The 18,457-nt window shown below is 45.7% G+C and carries 17 protein-coding genes, 1 pseudogene and 1 riboswitch; of the genes and pseudogenes, 8 read left to right on the plus strand and 10 right to left on the minus strand.

The window, feature by feature from the left end; translation table 11 throughout:
* Positions 1 to 117: 117 nt before the first annotated feature.
* Positions 118 to 759, plus strand: coding sequence for a hypothetical protein (locus NX720_RS04660; protein ID WP_262599723.1), 642 nt, complete (start codon positions 118 to 120; stop codon positions 757 to 759).
* 86 nt (positions 760 to 845) lie between these two features.
* Here the strand turns inward: NX720_RS04660 and NX720_RS04665 are convergent, their stop codons facing one another.
* Positions 846 to 1,331 (minus strand): FKBP-type peptidyl-prolyl cis-trans isomerase, encoded by a 486-nt coding sequence (locus NX720_RS04665; protein WP_262599724.1) that lies wholly within the window; start codon positions 1,329 to 1,331, stop codon positions 846 to 848.
* 246 nt (positions 1,332 to 1,577) lie between these two features.
* On the opposite strand from NX720_RS04665, the gene NX720_RS04670 reads away from it, so the two are divergent.
* Entirely contained in the window at positions 1,578 to 3,059 is a 1,482-nt protein-coding gene (locus tag NX720_RS04670) for a hypothetical protein (RefSeq protein ID WP_262599725.1), read from the plus strand.
* Here the strand turns inward: NX720_RS04670 and NX720_RS04675 are convergent.
* From NX720_RS04675 to NX720_RS27000, 5 genes are all read right to left on the minus strand, one after another.
* On the minus strand, positions 3,046 to 3,465 hold the full coding sequence (locus NX720_RS04675) for a hypothetical protein (protein ID WP_262599727.1): 420 nt from the start codon (positions 3,463 to 3,465) through the stop codon (positions 3,046 to 3,048). The two genes, NX720_RS04670 and NX720_RS04675, sit on opposite strands and share 14 nt — an antisense overlap.
* A 216-nt stretch (positions 3,466 to 3,681) precedes the next feature.
* Complete coding sequence (locus NX720_RS04680) at positions 3,682 to 5,235, minus strand: transposase (protein ID WP_262596267.1); 1,554 nt, start codon at positions 5,233 to 5,235, stop codon at positions 3,682 to 3,684.
* A 45-nt stretch (positions 5,236 to 5,280) separates the two neighbouring features.
* Positions 5,281 to 8,505 carry a hypothetical protein gene (locus NX720_RS04685; RefSeq protein ID WP_262599729.1) on the minus strand — a complete coding sequence of 1,075 codons (3,225 nt, stop codon included), beginning with the start codon at positions 8,503 to 8,505 and terminating at the stop codon, positions 5,281 to 5,283.
* 256 nt (positions 8,506 to 8,761) lie between these two features.
* Positions 8,762 to 10,012 carry an RNA-guided endonuclease InsQ/TnpB family protein gene (locus NX720_RS04690; protein ID WP_404831049.1) on the minus strand — a complete coding sequence of 417 codons (1,251 nt, stop codon included), beginning with the start codon at positions 10,010 to 10,012 and terminating at the stop codon, positions 8,762 to 8,764.
* Positions 9,900 to 10,373: a recombinase family protein gene (locus NX720_RS27000; protein WP_404831081.1), complete on the minus strand. Its 474-nt coding sequence runs from the start codon at positions 10,371 to 10,373 to the stop codon at positions 9,900 to 9,902. The genes NX720_RS04690 and NX720_RS27000 overlap by 113 nt, the downstream gene beginning before the upstream one ends.
* Before the next feature lie 190 nt (positions 10,374 to 10,563).
* On the opposite strand from NX720_RS27000, the gene NX720_RS27470 reads away from it, so the two are divergent.
* From NX720_RS27470 to NX720_RS04710, 4 genes and pseudogenes are all read left to right on the plus strand, one after another.
* Positions 10,564 to 10,860, plus strand: coding sequence for a hypothetical protein (locus tag NX720_RS27470; protein ID WP_449757780.1), 297 nt, complete (start codon positions 10,564 to 10,566; stop codon positions 10,858 to 10,860).
* A 52-nt stretch (positions 10,861 to 10,912) separates the two neighbouring features.
* Positions 10,913 to 11,980 (plus strand): hypothetical protein, encoded by a 1,068-nt coding sequence (locus NX720_RS04700; protein WP_262599732.1) that lies wholly within the window; start codon positions 10,913 to 10,915, stop codon positions 11,978 to 11,980.
* Positions 11,977 to 12,576 carry a DNA-3-methyladenine glycosylase I gene (locus tag NX720_RS04705; RefSeq protein WP_262599733.1) on the plus strand — a complete coding sequence of 200 codons (600 nt, stop codon included), beginning with the start codon at positions 11,977 to 11,979 and terminating at the stop codon, positions 12,574 to 12,576. The genes NX720_RS04700 and NX720_RS04705 overlap by 4 nt, the downstream gene beginning before the upstream one ends.
* 96 nt (positions 12,577 to 12,672) lie before the next feature.
* Positions 12,673 to 12,993: pseudogene (locus NX720_RS04710) on the plus strand (transposase); the annotation flags it as partial.
* 31 nt (positions 12,994 to 13,024) lie between these two features.
* On the opposite strand, the gene NX720_RS04715 reads toward NX720_RS04710, so the two are convergent.
* Entirely contained in the window at positions 13,025 to 13,414 is a 390-nt protein-coding gene (locus NX720_RS04715) for a hypothetical protein (protein ID WP_262599735.1), read from the minus strand.
* 404 nt (positions 13,415 to 13,818) lie between these two features.
* Between NX720_RS04715 and NX720_RS04720 the strand changes: the two genes are divergently transcribed.
* On the plus strand, positions 13,819 to 14,079 hold the full coding sequence (locus NX720_RS04720; RefSeq protein ID WP_262599737.1) for a hypothetical protein: 261 nt from the start codon (positions 13,819 to 13,821) through the stop codon (positions 14,077 to 14,079).
* 288 nt (positions 14,080 to 14,367) lie between these two features.
* On the opposite strand, the gene NX720_RS04725 is transcribed toward NX720_RS04720, so the two are convergent.
* Positions 14,368 to 15,540 carry an RNA-guided endonuclease InsQ/TnpB family protein gene (locus NX720_RS04725; protein WP_262599738.1) on the minus strand — a complete coding sequence of 391 codons (1,173 nt, stop codon included), beginning with the start codon at positions 15,538 to 15,540 and terminating at the stop codon, positions 14,368 to 14,370.
* Between the two features lie 65 nt (positions 15,541 to 15,605).
* On the opposite strand from NX720_RS04725, the gene tnpA reads away from it, so the two are divergent.
* Positions 15,606 to 16,034 carry an IS200/IS605 family transposase gene (tnpA, locus tag NX720_RS04730; RefSeq protein ID WP_262595354.1) on the plus strand — a complete coding sequence of 143 codons (429 nt, stop codon included), beginning with the start codon at positions 15,606 to 15,608 and terminating at the stop codon, positions 16,032 to 16,034.
* Positions 16,035 to 16,151: 117 nt separating this feature from the next.
* On the opposite strand, the gene NX720_RS04735 is transcribed toward tnpA, so the two are convergent.
* Together NX720_RS04735 and rlmF are read right to left on the minus strand one after the other, a co-directional pair.
* Entirely contained in the window at positions 16,152 to 17,147 is a 996-nt protein-coding gene (locus NX720_RS04735) for an ABC transporter substrate-binding protein (RefSeq protein WP_262599740.1), read from the minus strand.
* A 98-nt stretch (positions 17,148 to 17,245) separates the two neighbouring features.
* A riboswitch (TPP riboswitch) is annotated at positions 17,246 to 17,353 on the minus strand.
* A 75-nt stretch (positions 17,354 to 17,428) separates the two neighbouring features.
* Positions 17,429 to 18,385 carry a 23S rRNA (adenine(1618)-N(6))-methyltransferase RlmF gene (rlmF, locus tag NX720_RS04740; protein WP_262599741.1) on the minus strand — a complete coding sequence of 319 codons (957 nt, stop codon included), beginning with the start codon at positions 18,383 to 18,385 and terminating at the stop codon, positions 17,429 to 17,431.
* Positions 18,386 to 18,457 lie beyond the last annotated feature (72 nt).

Here is an 18,457-nt window from a genome sequence, read left to right on the forward strand (position 1 = left end):
CCATAATATTTCAGAGTCGAAAAATAATGGGAAAGGATAGTACATCGGATATCGTCCTGAAGAAGAGAGTTTCACTAAATTGATAATTCGCAGTAACGAAAGAATGAGGTTTTACTGATGGAGATTTATATTGGAAACTTGCGGAAAGGTGACGTTATCATTATGTCAAAAGGGAAGTCTGCATCTTCCGGCCTGTTTAATCATGCAGCCATAATTTCTCAAATTCATAAAGGGCTCAGGCCTTATATTTTGGAGCTTACAGGTTTTGGCTTTGAGAGAAGCCTGTATATGCCCAATACCGGCTGTGACTATGTGTATCGCTTAAAGTGTGCTGACGGTGAAGTGACTGCCGGCAAAGCCGCAACGGCAGGCAATATTTGGGTCACCAGCTACCCGAATACAAAGTATAGAGGTAATACCCATACATTGAATTCCGGTGTTTACAACACTTCATCCGTATTCACGTCCTATTTTGGAAACAGCTCCTATGGCATTAAAGCAATGCGTTATGCGGAGTACCTTTATGAAAACTGCCAATGCAATCCACCACGTGAACTTAATCGTTCGGCAAGTTTCTTTTCAGGGGCTATTTGCACTTACCTCCCTATTGCTCTATACCAAACTGTTATGGGGGGTCTAGGTTGCATTGGCAAAATGGAGATAGATGCCAGAAAGTCCCTGCCGCGCGATCTGGCAAGGTATTTAGACAATAATGAATTATGGGCTTGTTGTGGTACCGTAACAGAGCGTAGCACCTGACCTGTGATTTGAGTTACTGCCAGTAAAAAACCGAACAGGCTATTTTGTTGCTACCCATTCGGCTTTTTTTAATCAGCAGTGGCTAATCAGTGCTCGTGGCCGTCCGGTCCATGCACATGCCCGTGCTCCAGTTCTTCCTGAGTAGCATCACGCACTTCCACCACCTCAACATCAAAGAACAGGTCTTCACCAGCAAGAGCGTGGTTGGCATCAATAACCACCTGCTTCTCTTCTTCGTTGATAGCAATGATGGTCACAATGCGAGGACCAATAGCGGTGTCCGCATGGAACTGCATACCCACTTCTACCTGGTGTTCACCAAACTGGTCCAGAGGTACTGGCTGAACCAGACTTTCGTCGTATTCACCATAACCTTCCGCCGCTTCGATAGACACCTTCAGCTGATCGCCTGACTGCTTGCCTGCCAGCGCACTTTCCAGGCTTTCCAGAATGTTACCGGCACCCTGAAGGTAAGCCAGAGGCTCATGGCCTTCAGAGCTGTCCATGACCTCACCGCCCTGATTTTTCAGGGTGTAATGAATCTTTGCGACCTTGTTGTCGGAAATTACCATTCGTTCATTATCTCCAAGATGTATGCATTCAACAGCATACCTGCCTGCCCGGCAGACTGGTAGTGTGTTTAACCCAAAAAAAAAAAGGCTATGCCTGCTTTTCTGCTTTTAACTTGTGGAAGCCGAAATAGAGTTTAAACTAATTGGCTCTTGAATTTTCAAAACCAACGATTTCCTTAAAAAATAAGGTTTTCAGTTCATCTTTAATCGTGAACCAGAATCACATTTTCTAAAATGGTATCCGCTATGAAATACTACCCTTTTAAATGTTTCCGTTATTGCTTTGTAGTTTTAACTCTCATTGCGTCGTGGAGCAGCTACTGCTTAGCTTTTTCCCGATATGAGGAAAATAATTCCCCTGTCGAGTTGCTGACACGAAGCAAAGCCCTTTACAGTTTGCAAAAGCATTTACCTGAACCGATGCCAGATGCTACAGATACGTCTGGTGTCGTTAATAACGATTGGCCAGACACAGGGCTGATCGCTATAGGGGGTATGTTTTTTTCCTTTGTTAAAGCCTGGCTTACCAGCGAAGAAAATAATGACTATCCTGATAAGCTCATTGCTATCGATGAGGTGTCTCTGGTCACGGTAAAGAGCGACGCTGATGAACTGTTATTCAATACTTATCAGTTTGAGCGGCTGTCTGAAACCAGTGACTCCGACACTTTTCAGGTGAACTACCGAATCAGAGAAGTGCCCAACACCGGAGATACCCCTTCCAGCCAGTCTCCACAAGCCGACGGCAGTTCTTCGAATACAAATACAGTTACCCGTGGCAACGCAGCCACGGTGAGTCATAGCAGCGTACTTGCAGGCGGTGCGTGTGGTGGTGGCGGTGGCGGCGGTGACGATAAGAAACCAGATGGCACAAAATACACAACAGATGCGGGTCTTCCCGATGATATTACAGATTTACTGGAACTTATGGAAACACTTTACACAGCTGCCATTGGTCGTCTTAATTCAAGTCATGAGGCACAACTAGTAAAGAAGCTGAATGGGAGGATTATATATCTAAACAGGGATATCAGAAAACTTCAGTCAGACTTGGAAGGTCTTAAGTCGACAACAATCTCAAGGACAGACATTGATAATGAAATAAGAAAATTAAATGATCAAATAAAAACACTTGAAATCAAAATTGCAGGAACAAACAGAATTTCAGAAGTCCATTCCCTCGAAATGACCACAATACAAGAACGACTCACTAATATGGAACAATCACTTACCGAGCTTCAAAGTCAACCACAGATCGCTTCGCAGAGTATTGCGAGTTATAACGGCGTACTTGTATGGAGAATAGATAACTTCAATCAAAGAAGAAACGATGCAATTAACGGAGTTAAAACAGCCATGTATAGCAAACCTTTCTATACTGACCGGTTTGGCTACAAATGCGGTGCAAAGATCTACCTGAATGGTGACGGTTTTGGAAAAGGCTCTCATATTTCACTGTTTTTTTTAATAATGCGAGGTGAGTACGACGCCCTGCAAGTCTGGCCCTTCTATAAAAAAATCACTATGCTATTGCTTGATCAAGGTAGTGGTGACCATATGATTGACGCATTCCACTCTGATCCACAAAGCGACTCTTTCCAGAGACCAAAGAGTGATTTAAATATCGCTTCCGGTAGCCCACTTTTTATGCCTCAGGAATCTTTGAAAAACCGTCAATACGTGAAAGATAACGTAATGTTCATCAAAATAATTGTCAATAGTAATTAGCCTGCTGCTGTAGCTCATGTACCTTGCTGCAAAATTTCTGATGAGCAGATGCTGACTTAATACCACGCTGCTCACTCAGGTTAAAGAGTTCTCTGGCCACCTTCCGGTTCACACCGATGCCATCCACACCATAGAGAAAGCGTAAACCCCAGCGGTAGACATCTTCAGCACTCAACTCTTTTATCCGACCTGTTTCTATCAGCTTTTTCTGCCCTTCCAGCGTTCCGGCCTGCTCCGGATCCGGATGAAGAAACATGCAGTCTGCATTTTGCGCTCTGCTGACCAGTATCTGCTCTGCACAACCCCTGATATCGCCCTGGGGGCTCGTGGCAAGGTTCTCAAGTTTTGCCACCGCTCTATAGAATTCATGGATGTCTTTTGTACGGGTCAGAGTTTCACCGCACACCGCCAGAGTGGCATAAGGGTCGTTCGCCTGAGCCTTTTCTTTCAGCCACTCACTGGCTTTGTGGTATCCCCCCCTGGATGCTCTCGCTAACAGTCTGGCAACCCTGGCCTGCTGTTCACGAAACAGTTCTTCATCCTAAATTCAGCAGTTGAACGCCACTGAGCCATGCCATTAGGAATAGCTTCTCACGGTTCTGAGCAGCGTTTTTTTAAGTCATTAGCCCGATCGAATTAATGGTTGCATCGTAATAACCTGCCCTTTTTTCAAAAATTTTGAGACCGCTTTCGTTAAAATACGACACCATGCGTTAATTGGATTCAACTGCGGTGCGATACTTTTGATTGAATCAAAAAAATCACACAGTTCACTTTGTAATTTCGCAATTTTATACATCCATCGATGCTGGCTTGTCAGCTTTATTTTCTTTTGGTTGCCAGAGTGGGTCAGCTTGCCAATTGAACTCATTAATAAGGGACGGCTGGTAATTGATTCTTTATGGGAGTCCGGATTACTCAATCGAACGTATAGCGTCCACCAGTTGTAAACCAAGGCAACCATTCGGGCCAGCATTCGACATCTTGCCATATCTTTTGTTACATAACCGCCCCAGCCCCATTGGTTTTTGATTTCATCAAAGTTATTTTCACAGTCAGCCCTATTGCGATAATGATTAATGATCGAGACTATATCATTATCAAGAGATGTGACCAGAACCGAATACTCGTAAGCTTTTATATTTTCTGGCTCTTCTATTAATGCTAACGTTTGTTGACGTTCTTTTATTCCTTTTTCCAACATCGGTATTTCATTTTCAGGACGCCGTCTTCGAACAATAATTATGCGTCTTTCTTTTTTCCAACCTGACAGTTTAATTACGGATTCTTTTCCCTCCCAATGGTTGTCGTATTTTACCCATCCTCCGCTACAGTGTGCATTCCCTATGGCTTTCTTAACGTTGTCGTGCTTCTTCATTTTAAAAAGATAATGACAACCAGCATCTTCCAATTCGCTCATTACCCGGTCACTTCCCCAATCACAATCACCACGAACAAATTCAGGCCAGCAGCGTTTTGGAAGTCGATTTAATAGCTCCATTAAACCGGGTAAAGAGTATTTACTTTGACTTTGATTTCCGGGTCTGACTTCAACCTCCAGTATTAATTTAAGATTAGCCATCATATATGAGTGGTAAGTATGAGAGGGTCTCCCTTTCTTATGTGGGTTATAGCCATTAACCGCTCCTTCCTGATGCCCATAAATGGTTTTCACGGTAACATCAACATCCATAATCCATGGAATGGTTAATAACGGATCAAAACAGAGATGGAGGTGTTTTTGCATCCATTCAACGCCTTCATCTTCGTCAATCTTCTTTAAACCACGCCTGGCAGAATCATCGCTGACAATTTTTTTCATCCCGAGCAACTGAGCGTTTACTTTATCACCAATAATTGTTCCGATATGCGCATAGCGTTTATGTCCTGAAAGAATGGAAAGCATTAATGAGCCAATCACATCCACTTTTTGAGGGGCGTTTGGGCTTTTATAAGTTAGTGGGCAATCGTTAATCCAGGGTTCAAATCGGTGACCTGTTTTTAAAAACTGTATAAAAAAAGGAAGCTGTCCCATTGGGGTGACCGATGCTTCAGGCTCCCACTCGACATGAATTTTACCGTCGAAAGAATCGACTTCGAGTTTGACGGATAAGGGATCTTTTTTCATTTCAGACAACTCACCCTTTGGGGGAGTGGGTTTTGGTGGTCGAACCATCTTCGAGCCCTCAATATTGTTGAGGGTTAGAGTTTAGCTCAGGGGTTAACCGCTGAATTTAGGTTCATTACTACTGCCCTTCAATGGCGGGGGTTCTGATGAAGTGTCTGTCTGATCGCTCAGAAGTCGGGCGGCAAAATAGTTCAGCCTTGGGTTATAGGGTGTTTGCTCCAGAGCCTGCTCCATCACTGTCAGGGCTTTTTCCTTTTCGCCTTCCCGTTGCAGGTTCTGAAATAAAAGAACAGGATCAACCAGCCGGGCATAAGGCTCAGCACTGAAAGTATCCAGACTTTCAGCAGGCGACTGGATAAATTCCCTGATCTGTAAGGCTCTGTTGACTGTTTCCGGGTACTGAACGAACAAACGGTAAAGCTCCGGCAAACCGGCCACGACTTCCGGATTTCCTGTCCGGGCCTGCTCCTGAATACTGCTGATATCAACCCGCTGAAGAATATTGACGGCCTCCTGCTTCCGGGCCAGCCTGCAGGTTTCCTCCAGCGTTTGTAAGCTGCCTTTTGTTCCGGTATTAACACTATGCAGTAATTCCCGGTAGTTGTTACTCATATCCATCAGTTGCACACCAGTGTTTTCATGCAGCAGCCCGGATACCGATATCCCACCTTTTTCATTAATATGCTCTGAAGCAACCCTGAAAAGTGGTACTGGCAAATGCCAGCCTTTGATATTCAGCTCCAGCCACAGCCGTCCTTCATGAACATTGACAGCCGATACATCCAGACGATTAACCAGCCCCTGTAACATCCCCAGCAAATAGCCTGCTGCCTGCCCCATCATGGTTTTACCGGCTTCCTTAGTATGCTGGATATCCAGGCCTGATACCTGCGACTGGTCGGTAAGAATTTCGCCATTCATAACCTTAAGCGAGATATCACAACGAAACATTCGCCCCTCAAGCAGTGCCGGGGTAATCCACTGCCGGTAAACTTCCGGCAACAGTTCAATATTGTTCAACAACTCGCTGCCATCCAGCTCAACCCGGTTTAACCGGATCGTCCCACTGCCCTGGTCATCCAGATCAACTACTACTTCACCTAGCCGCCCCCCCGCTATGCCAAGGTCATTTAATTTAAGGGTCTGTAACTGCGCATAAGCCAGAGTTTCAGGTACATCCTGAACACCTCCGGTATTTTGCTGTACAGCCAGATCCAGCGCTTCAACACTGCCTGAACCCCGCACTGGCACACGCCACTCATTGCCCGAACTTTTCACTCGAATATCGCCAGCGCCTTTGCCTTTGAGGCCATCCATTGTGACGTTATTGTCACGCCCCGCCTTCTGTGCCTGGCTCTCCATGACAACGGAACCAAACGACAGGCTGCCACTACCGGGCAGAGAAACTTCCATCGAGCCTTTTGTAATCGTCATGGCTTCCGGAGTTGTCTTTATATCAACTTGCTCCAGTTCACTCTGGTAATGGGTTTTACCGTCTTTTTTAATCACTGACAGCTCTGCACCAAGTCCCTGAACACGACCATGAAGATCCAGTTTCAGTTCTTTGTCCGGTAATTCCTCGCGCAGATCCACATCCGCCATAAAGTCATGCAACCGGGTCGTAACCGAACGGTCGCTTCCCTGCCTCTCAACACAGACATGCACTTCGCTGGCACCGAGATCCAGATCGGTTGCCCCTTCATTAAACGCTTCCAGCTGGTCAGCCCAGATATCCAGTTTCTCCGTTCCCAAAGCCTTGCAAGAGTGCTTGTCGTGGATACAGTCCAGGTTGAAATTTATTTCAGCACGGGCAATATTTGCCCTGAACCGCTCAGAGTGCTTACTCAAAATACCAGAAGCTGTAGAAGTGACCGGTGCGTCACCCGGCATAGCCGTCATCGGAACCTGTACCATTTTCTGCAGAGTGCGACTGGCAAGGTCAGAAGCCTGTTGCGTATCACAGTACACATTACCGGTTTGCAGGCTAAAGCCTCTGGTTTCCTTTTCACCCTCTTTTATTTCATCACCCTGCCGGCATTTTACCCGGCCGGATAAGTCTTCAGCCTTTAACATGGGATGCTTCTGACCCTGGTCGAACAACTCCAGCTTATTTACCTGAAAGTCGACAGGTAATTTCAAGTCCGCAATCAGCTGCTCAATTACACGACGATTACCATAAACTGATCGTGCGGCAATACGACTGACGGCTCCCGGATCAATATCCCCCAGCGTTGCTGACACTTTCTCTGCTGACAGTCCCAGATGGCTTAGCTCAAACTTACCTTCCCTGTTCTGACGAAAATGGCGGATATTTTTAAACAGGTTGCTGACCGTATTCCCCTGAATGTAGGAATTAACAAAAGGCATTACCCGCCCTTCCAGGGTCAGTTCGGCACCCTCAATATCAACACTGACACGAATCGGGTCTTTACCGGGAACGGCGACGACCAGGGTCGCCTTCAGGTCTGCCTTCAGCTTTGGAACCAGTGCACCACTGGTGCTGCTGACCACATCAACGCCTGTTACCGTCATATCGATATCTTCCAGGCTCGCTTTGCCTCCCGCCAGCTCCATGCCCGCTAAATGCACCTTATGACTGCCGATTTCTCCACGGTTGATTTTCTTGAGCGCCTTAACCAGCTGGATGTAATTATGGGCTTCATCCAGTTTTGCCTGTTTAGCCTCTTTAACGCTCCTGCGCAGGTTTTTGACCAGTTCTTTGGATTTTGCACGCTCATCATCGCTCAGTGAATCACCAAGCTTAAGCAGTTGTTGCAGTTTTTGCAGCTGGCCTTTTATGGCGTAAAAGGTTGCAGAGGTGTACGACACAAACTTCTGCCGAACGGCACTCAAATCCAGCACCATGCAAACCGCAAGCGCCATAAAACGATCAATAAATTTGCGTTTAGGCAGACCCGCACATTGTTCTTCAGAAAGAGGCCGGGTCGAAGGGTGGGGTGCCTGCCGGGAGGTTGGCTGCCACAATACCGATCCGGGACCCATAGTGTCATCTTTCACATGAACCGGTCTTATGGTTCTGCGCTTAAGCTGGCGTGTCGAGCTTTGGCGCTGTCTGGCTCCGTTGTGCGAAGGGTCTGCCGAAACGACACTGACATCCCTGTAGTCGGACGTTCTGCCTTTTTCTGCTGCACCCTTTTCGACAGCACTATGCTCTACTGGCCCGATGCTTTCCGTTGCAGTGCTTCTGCCTGTGGACTGAGGTCCGATGCCATTAAACATTGCCAGAGTATCCCGCTCACCGTTTTTTGTCTGGTCAGTCGTCCGGTCTGCCCGGTATATCCTGTGTGCTATCGGCAATGTTCAACAAGCATTTATTCAATGCCTGGTTGACTCAAGGTAGTGAATTCAGCGGGAATGAGTGTGTGTAATCAGTCAGAGTCGGATTTTGTACGACCAATATTCGCCAGCCAGATGGACAAGCCTTTCACCTGTGGCATAAGAACCACGTTGATTGGGGCTCATATTACCCGCGTTTGTGTGTCCGGAGAACTATAACCACTTCAAAACGCACTCTTGATTAAAACCGCAACGAACGCAACATTCGTTGTTATGATTAAGGCTCAAGCTGCCTTGTTAGATTTTTAAGAAGGACGTTTCTCGCACCGTTGATGTCTCTGTCAACGGTGAAACCATTGCCTTTTATAACTTTTGATGAACCAAGCCGATCATCAATACTGCCATCCCATGAGCGGGTCTTTGACGTGTACGCTTCATTGCAATCCACAACGTGCTTTCCGTACTTTCTGGCGTACCACTTCAAACGCACCTTAAACCCGTAATGATTGAGATCTAGCATCTGGCGGCAGGTATTCCGGCGTATGGTACGCACCTTTTTGTCTTTTCGTGTGACCATACCCCTCGTCTCGAAAGACGGCAGAAAGATAACGTCATAATTGGATACAAGCTCGAACGCCAGTCGGTTATGCAAGTCCAGAATAATGTCATCTTTCTTGCACTTGAGGCGGTTAATCTCTTTGTCAAAGTTGACAATACGATCCTGCGCCCACTGAGGCATGTCAGGAAACTTTATGCCTTTTTGGGTGTTTAGAATCTTTTGTTTTTGCCCAATGAAATTGTCAACTCGTTTCATAAGCGGGAACAACTTTTCTTTGGCAAAGTCATTTCCTGCAATTAAAGCCTCTTTATCGCTGAAACAGGTAGCAAAAGTTCGCACTCCGGGGTCGATCCCAACACACTTCACTGCGCCTTGGATATCGGCATTGAGTTCTATGTGTTGTTGAACCTGAATGAACCAGCGCCCTTTGTCACAGGTAATAACGCATGATTTACCAATGGCTTCGGCAGGCACTTCTTCCGTTAGATGGATTCTGCCCAACGCATTAACGCAAGGGTTCAATCCCTTTGGCAGTCTATCAATAGAGAATGAGTGCCTGCTTCCTTTACGGCTCTTAAAACTTATTTCTGAGAAACCTCCACTTGCCCCTTTGAGTTTTTTGTTTTTACTGCAAACAGACTTGAATGTTGTCGCTGCCGCTAGTGTTCCATTATCTGAAATAATAGAGTTATAAGCCCGTCCATTGTCTTTTTGCTCCTTCTCCACCTGAGCCTTTATCGACGGGCGCATATTAATAAATTTACCATTTTCGTCCTTGTATTTGTCATTGCGGAACCGCTCTACAGCCAGGTTGTAAGAACGCCTGTAAAGAGCAAGTGCATCCCTGTAGGCCGGTTCATTCTCCGGGTAAATTCTGATCCTTTTTGATGCTACGATCTTTGCGCCTTTTAGCGGAACGCTTTCCGTAGTGGCTGTTGCAGAACGAGGTAATGAAACCGATAAGCTCATGGATATCAAAGGCTTCACCGGAACCATTCGAGTCATCCAAAACTTCGATTTGTCCTCCTGATAATTCAACGAGCCACTTGATAAGTTCGAATCCTGATCGTGCGAGCCTGTCTTTTGTGGTAACCACAATGTGGGTTGGATGGTCGCACATCGCTGATTCCAGAATGGTTTGCAGTCCTTTTCGTTTAAAGTTGAAAGCACTGGCAATGTCACTGATAAATTCTGCGTCAGGATGCCTTTCGAGCAAGCGTCGCCTTTGCGTAGCAATGGAAGATTTTTGCTTCCCTGAGCTAACCCTTGCATAGCATATCTTCCTCTGCTGGTTGATGAATATGCGGTAGTGACCCCCGCTCGTTTGCATTATTTTCTCGTAATGACCGCTTTCGATCTTTCGCCTTATTGTCTGGGTTGTTACGCCCTCAATCTTGGCAAGTTTGGTTGTGGATACCCACAAAATAAACGCCTCTGGCTATCTATGTTGTTGTCAGTATAACAAGTTATGTTGCGATTGTTGCATTTTTATTTAACTGACCGGTTTTGATGTGCAGAAAGTGGCTCAGCATGACGAAACCGATGTGGAGCGACTTTTAAACGATAAAGACATTATTCGTAATCGCTTAAAAATAAACAGTGCCATGATCAACCACTGGCAAAAAACCATGAAAGAAGTTCCCGTCACCACCCCGGAGTCAGACGCCATGAGCAAAGACTTGAAAAAAACGGGGCTTCAAATACGCAGGCAGTACGATTTGTTACGCCTGTATGCAGGCGATGGGGATGGCGGTGTCCGGAGACTTGCCTATACTGCTCTCTCTCACAGGCAAAATCGGCTAGCCCGTCCGGTTTAATGTTAAATTCCGGGCTTTGCAATATTACTGATTAAATGATTTTCGGAGCGTTATGACTTACCTGACCAAAAAAAGTAAGGCGATATTGACTGTTCTTATTATCAGTTTGAGCCCCTGTTTTATTTTGTATGCCGCTTCAGAGGATATACCCAAACTCAAAAAAACAGAACTTTCGGACTTTATTTTGTATGTTGCTTCACAGGGTATACCCAAACTCAAAAAAACAGAGCTTTGGGACGAGTATGGCCAGATAGGCTTTGTTAGCTATTCAAAAGGCTGTGAAAAGGCAACAGACAATTGGAAGGCAAAAGCCTTTCTTTCAGGTTGTACTATTGAGTTAGAAGGCATTCCAAAAGAAACACAGAACGAAAATGAGCACGCCTCGTGGGGCTCACGTTATTACTTAAACACCTTAAGACCTTCTCACTCAAACCCTATCCGGATTACCTTTGAGGATATCAGTTCAGAAAGACTGGATGGTACTAATACAAAATACAGTATAAAGATTGGCGATCTGTCGAAGACGAATGAGTACACCACCTACCTGCAGCTGGATAAGGACTATGAATTGTTCGAACAACAACCCGAATTACTGGCACTGTCTTTAGCTCTGCAGCCCCAGTTTTTGCTTAATTTCACTAATTTAACTTCTTCCCGGAAATTTGTGAGTGATTTTGCATGGCCTTCTTCAAGTTATACAACATTGAAAATACCTTATCTTCCGGATGCCAGCCCTCTTGAAATAGTTCTGGAACAGGATTATTTTTCCCATGGCTTCCGTCTTGCCTCCTCCCTGGACAAACTTGAAAAAGTAGTGATTTACAACGTTAGGAGTAAATGGAAGATAGATAATCTATTGGCATATCTTACAGATTTAAGGATGCTTTTGGCTTTCAATATCGTTTCTGGCCTGGTAAGCATTTCTATTGCTTTAGGGTCTGAACGGCCTGACACAAAGTTCTACTACAACGGTTTGGCAGCCTGTCATGGCCTGATGTCTTTTGTGCTATTCTTTCTCCCCTCCAAACAAAGTGACATATTGAAGACCCTCAGGGAAGCGCCAAACTACTCTATGCACTATGGCACAGTGACCCTGCCTATGCGGTCTGAAGAATTATGAACGCCAAAACTCTATTCACCCGCCAGAAGCGCTGCCACTGGTGTACAAACGATGAACTTTATATTCGTTATCACGATGAAGAGTGGGGAGTCCCCTGCCATGATGACCAGACCCTGTTTGAGTTCCTGGTTCTTGAAGGCGCACAGGCCGGGCTGAACTGGCTGACGATTCTCAAACGGCGTGAAGGTTACCGAAACGCACTGGCCGGTTTCGATGTGCAGAAAGTGGCCCGGTTTGACGAAACCGATGTGGAGCGACTTTTAAACGACAAAGGCATTATTCGTAATCGCTTAAAAATAAACAGTGGCATCACCAATGCCAAAGCCTTTATCAAAGTGCAGGAAGAATTCGGTAGTTTCGATGCCTATATCTGGCAGTTCGTTAACCACCAGCCCATCATCAACCACTGGCAAACCATGAAAGAGGTTCCCGTCACCACCCCGGAGTCAGACGCCATGAGCAAAGACTTGAAGAAACGGGGCTTCAAATACGCAGGCAGTACGATTTGTTATGCCTATATGCAGGCGATGGGGATGGTGAATGATCATCTTGTGTCGTGTATTTCCTACAGAGCCTGTGCGAAGGATTTTGTTTGACGCATAAAGTGTAGGCTCATTATGGGTTTCAGGGAGTTAGCTTAAAAGCAACTCCAGTAAGCCTGTTGTAGATGCTGTACTCGTCTGCTCAAATAAGAATTTCAGGTGTTCTGGGATTACGTCTCACCACATTGGACAAGAAAATATCTGGATCGTTGGTGCATAAGAGTCATGCGGTCAAAGATAGACCCAATGAAGAAGGTGGCCAAAACTGTTCGACGACATAAGCCGCTTATACTGAACTGGTTCAGGGCAAAAAAGCCGTTTTCGAGTGGAATTGTTGAGGGTTTGAATACCAAGATAAAACTCACTACGAGAAAATCGTATGGATTCAGAACCTATAGATGTGCAGAAATCGCCCTATATCATGCGCTTGGCAAGCTACCTGAACCAGAAACTACCCACAGATTTTGCTGACGAGGCAAAAATTCTGAACAGCGAGGTCAGGTTAAGTCTCCGATGCAACCCTATGGAGATACCAATCTCCTCCCATTTTTGTATAGATGGTTCTATAGAGGTCTTTTTGAGTCAATGAACTTAAGTGTGAGATAAACGTTTCTCGATCGGTGTATTCAAAAAGTCCATGGTTAGGTTCAAACATCTGCATAACGTCACGCTCATAACGAAAACCTATTGTGTGACCGTTATTCAATGAGTCGCTACCCCTCTCGTTGAAGAACAACAATATGTAGTGTCCGGGCTCGCTTAATACCCAGTTGACAATGCTTTCGACACTGAAAAAACCATTTCCAGTAATACACGCTTGAGTAATAAGGTGTTGGCTCTGCAATAAATAAATCAGGCCAAAGCCGTAACCCTGATTTTTGGAGTCAAACAATGTTTTTTTTTGCGTAAGCCGACTGGACTATTCCTATTCCTATTCCTATTCCTATTCCTCTATAATAATAAGGATCCAACTCTTCATATTCACGAACCCCTCTCCCATTTGAAGCGATACTTTTTTTTATCCAGACCGCCACCATACCTGAGCAAAAACCAGCATATTTAAGAGACTGAATCGTGTGCCGGCTGCCGTCACTGAAAATACATTGTCTCCATCGGGACTCAGTTGAGTCTAGATTATAGGTGGGAAAAATGAGTTTAGTCATGCGTAATTACTCAATAACCCCTACATTGACCACACGGAAGCCAGCAAGAAGCGTATTCAATAACATCCTCCAGTCTCGGAAACGAACCGGTGCCGTTTAACCTGTCTGTCAGATAATCCCAAAATGAAAGACCATGCTGGCGACACGTTTTCTTAAGGCTGGCAAAGGTGTCGCGACATTGCCGCCCGTCATCGGAACCGCTGTCGTCTGGTGGCTTGGTATTGGGCTTTATGTTGGGTTTTGGGTTGAGCTTTTTCAGGCGGATGATTTCATTTTTCAGAACCTCTATCCGATCCTGGAGCCGGGCAATCAATTCCTGATGCTTGACTATGTATTCAAGCAGGCTGGGGGAAAGGTCTTCAGGAGGAAAAGTAATCATGGGTTTGAAGTTTAGACGACAAATTTAGTTTTTTCCTCTTCATATACCGGCTTTTGAGTACTTACAAAATCTACAAATAAAAAGGTTTTTTTCTTAATATCACCTAAGATCTTATTATCATACGAGTATATTTAGAATTTTTTGTCTAATTTTCATTTAATGCTGTCAGACCTATTTTTTCAGTTTATGCGTCATATTTAATATGCATTGGTATTCAAGGCTTCTCATTTACAGCTTATAGTTCAGCCAACAAAGGAAGCCTGGTGACTGCTCCCCACCCTATCGGGTGAGGCTTCTGATTTCTTAGGCAGCAACCGACAGTCTGCCGGATTTACGCAAGCCTCCATCAGCAGAAACGGACAGTCCTTCCGCCTTTAATTTCAATATGCCTTGCTTCTTGATATTGCGAGCTGCATTAATATCCCGGTCATGGATAGCACCACAGCTACACTCCCATGATCGGATTCTCAATGGCATTTTTTCCTGTTTCAAATCGCAGACTGAGCAAGTTTTAGAGGATGCAAACCACTGGTCTATCTTCACCAGATGTTTACCTTCCTGCTTTGCCTTGTATTCGAGTTTGGTTATCAGTGAGTGCCAGCCAGCATCAGCAATAGAACGAGCAAGACGCTTGTTCTTGAGCATGTTTTTAACTTTCAGTGTCTCCACAATCACCGCTTGGTTTTCGTCGATGAGTTGTTTTGATAGCTTATGCTGAAAATCATTACGGGCAAAGGCTACACGCTCATGCGCCTTTGCCACCAATAAACGGGCTTTGTGCCTACCTTTTGAGCCTTTCTTGCAGCGAGATAGAGCCTGTTGTTTTCTTTTCAGGTTACGTTGTGCTTTTTTCAGAAAGCGAGGATTGCCAGTCTTATGGCCGGTACTGGTGATAGCCAGATCAGTAATCCCCATATCAACACCGACAACCTGATTAGCTTCAAGATTATCAATCTGTTTTGGTTGTTCCTGGGTATCATCAGCCAATATGGAGGCAGAATACTTGCCGGTTAGCGTTCTGCTCAGGGTGATAGACTTCACCTTACCCACTATTTCACGATGCACTTTAGCCCTTATGGGCTTGCACTTGGGGATTTTTATCCAGTTATCGCCCACAGAGACAGACGTACAATGGTAGCTACTTTGCTTGCCATGCTTTTTCTTGAAGCGAGGAAATCTTGCCTGCAATTTGGGATTGAAAAAGTTTTGAAAGGCCGTATCCAGATTGATAGTGGCCTGTTGCAGTGCAATAGAGTCAGCGTTTTTCAGCCATGAGTACTTTCGGCTTTTCTTGGCTTTTGCCAGCAAGGGCTTCAGGTGTTTTTTGGGAGAAAGGCTCTGCCCACGAACCTTGTAATAATGAACCTTAATAGCCAGGGCCTTGTTCCATACGAACCGCACAGCATCAAACTGACGGTCGAGAAATTCCGCCTGCTCTGATGTTGGATAGATTCGTACTTTGGTGGCTCTCAGCATGGAACGTTATTTCAGTGCTCATTAATATAAAGTTTATATTACAGGTATTTGAAAGAGGTTTTCAAGTGAGCGCACACAATAAAGATTTGCTTAAAGGGTATCTTCGCAAACGACATAGCGTTACCAAGCTGGTTGTTCATTTGGTGTTCACGACAAAGTACAGGCGAAAGCTTTTTGATGGCTATATGATCAAGCAGTTACGGGAGTCGTTCGAGAGTGCATGTGAAAAACTGGAATGCCAGTTACTTGAAATGGATGGCGAAAAAGATCACGTACACCTGTTGGTGGCCTACCCACCAAAACTGGCTATCAGTGTCATGGTAAATAATCTCAAATCAACATCATCAAGACGGTTGCGAATGCTGAATACCCACCTTACTGCTCAGAGCAAAGCAGGCTTAATGTGGTCAAGGTCTTACTTTGCTTGCAGTGCTGGCGGTGCAACTATCGAGACTCTGAAGGACTACGTTAATAGCCAGAGTACACCAGATTGATGGCGGAAGGCTCTGCGCCTTCCCGTCTTATATCCCCGCCCGCATTGGGCGAGGGTTTACGACGATTTTGCTAACAGGCTTCCAATGTTAAAAGCAGAGAGTAAAGAACAGAAACGATCAGGAAGCTCTCACCTCAGAAAGATAACTGCCATCCACAGGCTGGAAAGCGGCATAAGGCCGTTCCGGCAGATACTCATTGCTGTAACAGCTATCAGCCTGCATGGATTCATCGGTAATGCCCAGTTCCTGCGCATAACGACCCACCTTGTCCCAGTCGCGGTCAACATTGACCAGATCCCTTGAAAAATAAGGAAGACAGCTGATGTATATCTTGCGGAAAGTGTCGTTTCTTAAGCGGGGTATGTTCTGACAGAGCAGGTCCCAGGCTTTTTCCGGATTTTCCAGCGTCCACTGACCACCACGCTGGGTTGCCTTCATAAAGCGACGAACCTTGTCCTCGTTGTGGGCAAGGTACTCTTCATTAACCAGAAACAATATGCTGCAAAAACAGCAGCAGCCCAGGCCAGCCAGCTCATCTACCCGAAGAATTCCAGTTTCCTGGCCACTGCTCTGTTCCAGTTCTACCTGTTGAAAACAGCCTATTCCCATGCCAGCATCCACCTGGTTCTGAAGAATGGCATCGGTCATATTCATTCCAACCCGAACCGTTTCATAGGCACTCGGTTCTATGCCCGCTCGCCGGGCCAGATCATCAATGATGATTTTTCCAAAACGGCCAATATAGCCAATCCTTTTACCCCGGATATCTTCAAAGCCACTGATGCCACTGGACTTCAAAAAGATAATGCCTGTTGGCGGCTCATGGAACAGTGTGCCGGTTGAGACCACTTTGTACCCTTTAGCCCTGGCCGCGTAGGTGTGAATCATCGCCTTGAGGGCAATATCCACCTTGTTCTGACCAATTAAGTCCGTCACATCAGAAGGGTCAGTCGTTTCCATGATGGCCGGCGACAAACCTTCTTCTTCGTAAAACCCAAGGTAGTGCGCCATGAAAATCGGGGTGTGATAGGGATTGGCGTACCAGTTCAGCAGCAGGGAGAGTCTGGATGTATTGGTCTTTGGGAGAGCCTTAGAGATAGTTATGTCTGACATGCGTTAACCCATAAATACTATTAAAGGAATAGCAACGCATTCAGCCTGAAAGAACACCGTCTTCCTGTTACAACCCCAAGGAGAAGCTGCATTAAAAAATATCCTTTCCACGACAGTCCCTACGCCGGTACTAACCGGATCAGGTTCTACAGGTATATTCTCAGCCTGGTAATTTACACATCAAACAGGCACCCTGCGTCACTGGATCAATAGTATAGATTAGATAGAAACGAACAGTGTCTATACAAACATTGTGAGTAGTGAAAATAGCCGGTTTTCTCTTAAAGCGACTCTGGATGACGGTGTTCCTCAACCGTCATAAAACTCCAGGCCAGCAGATGGCTAACCTTTTGCCCCTGGCTCATTGGCCTGACTTTCACTTGTCTGGCACCCACCCCTTCCAGCACTTTACGCAAAGGGGCAATGTTGTCTTTTTTAGACACCAGACTGGTAAACCAGAATACCTGTCGGCCAAACTCAGCACTTTCTTTCACCATATCCGTCAGAAAGCGACTTTCGCCCCCATCACACCATAACTCGTTACTTTGCCCACCAAAATTCAGCTGCTTTTTAAGAGCTCCGTGGGTTTGACCGCCACGTTTAACGGCTGACTTTTTCAGGTTTTTCCATTTACGCACCGTACCTGCCTCGGCCTCCTGCTTTGAAGCATGGAAAGGTGGGTTACACAGGGTCAGGGCAAACCGGTCGGTTTTCCCAATGATGTTGTAAAAAAAATGCTGGCGGTTGTTTTGCTGAACAACCTTCACCTTGTCAGACAGATTGCTATTACGGTTAACGATCGTCTTTGCCGACTCAACCGACACCGGGTCAATATCACTGGCAACAAACTGCCAGCCATAGACCTGGCTACCAATAATGGGGTAAATCAGATTAGCGCCGGTGCCAACATCAAGAACCTTCACCGGGGCTCTACCCAGATTTACTGACCCCAGCAGATCCGCTGCATAATGGATGTAATCAGCCCGCCCCGGAATAGGAGGACAGAGATAATCCTCTGGAATCGACCAGTGCCGAACCTGGTAATGTCGTTTCAATAATGCCTGATTCAGACAGACCACGGCCTGTGGATCAGAGAAATCGATGGTTTTATCACCACGGGGGTTCGCTTTAACAAAGGCTTTAAGCTCCGGATGACAGGAACAGAGATCGTCAATGTTATAGCGACCCTGATGAATATTGCGGGGATGAAGCTGAGCGACTGGGCGCTTACCGGACATATTAATGACCAATGAAAATGAAACAGGGGAAAGTTTAGTCTGAAAACCCATGAAAAACGCCTGTTAATATCC

The sequence above is a fragment of the Endozoicomonas euniceicola genome, from assembly GCF_025562755.1.
Lineage (GTDB): Bacteria > Pseudomonadota > Gammaproteobacteria > Pseudomonadales > Endozoicomonadaceae > Endozoicomonas_A > Endozoicomonas_A euniceicola.

Coding starts and splice junctions, on each gene's coding strand:
- NX720_RS04670 (WP_262599725.1), top strand. CDS start 1,578: ATGAAATACTACCCTTTTAAATGTTTCCGTTATTGCTTTGTAGTTTTA.
- NX720_RS04720 (WP_262599737.1), top strand. CDS start 13,819: ATGCTGGCGACACGTTTTCTTAAGGCTGGCAAAGGTGTCGCGACATTG.
- NX720_RS04700 (WP_262599732.1), top strand. CDS start 10,913: ATGACTTACCTGACCAAAAAAAGTAAGGCGATATTGACTGTTCTTATT.
- NX720_RS04725 (WP_262599738.1), bottom strand. CDS start 15,540: ATGCTGAGAGCCACCAAAGTACGAATCTATCCAACATCAGAGCAGGCG.
- rlmF (WP_262599741.1), bottom strand. CDS start 18,385: ATGTCCGGTAAGCGCCCAGTCGCTCAGCTTCATCCCCGCAATATTCAT.
- NX720_RS04680 (WP_262596267.1), bottom strand. CDS start 5,235: ATGGTTCGACCACCAAAACCCACTCCCCCAAAGGGTGAGTTGTCTGAA.
- NX720_RS04690 (WP_404831049.1), bottom strand. CDS start 10,012: ATGAGCTTATCGGTTTCATTACCTCGTTCTGCAACAGCCACTACGGAA.
- NX720_RS27000 (WP_404831081.1), bottom strand. CDS start 10,373: ATGCAAACGAGCGGGGGTCACTACCGCATATTCATCAACCAGCAGAGG.
- NX720_RS04735 (WP_262599740.1), bottom strand. CDS start 17,147: ATGTCAGACATAACTATCTCTAAGGCTCTCCCAAAGACCAATACATCC.
- NX720_RS04660 (WP_262599723.1), top strand. CDS start 118: ATGGAGATTTATATTGGAAACTTGCGGAAAGGTGACGTTATCATTATG.
- NX720_RS04665 (WP_262599724.1), bottom strand. CDS start 1,331: ATGGTAATTTCCGACAACAAGGTCGCAAAGATTCATTACACCCTGAAA.
- NX720_RS04705 (WP_262599733.1), top strand. CDS start 11,977: ATGAACGCCAAAACTCTATTCACCCGCCAGAAGCGCTGCCACTGGTGT.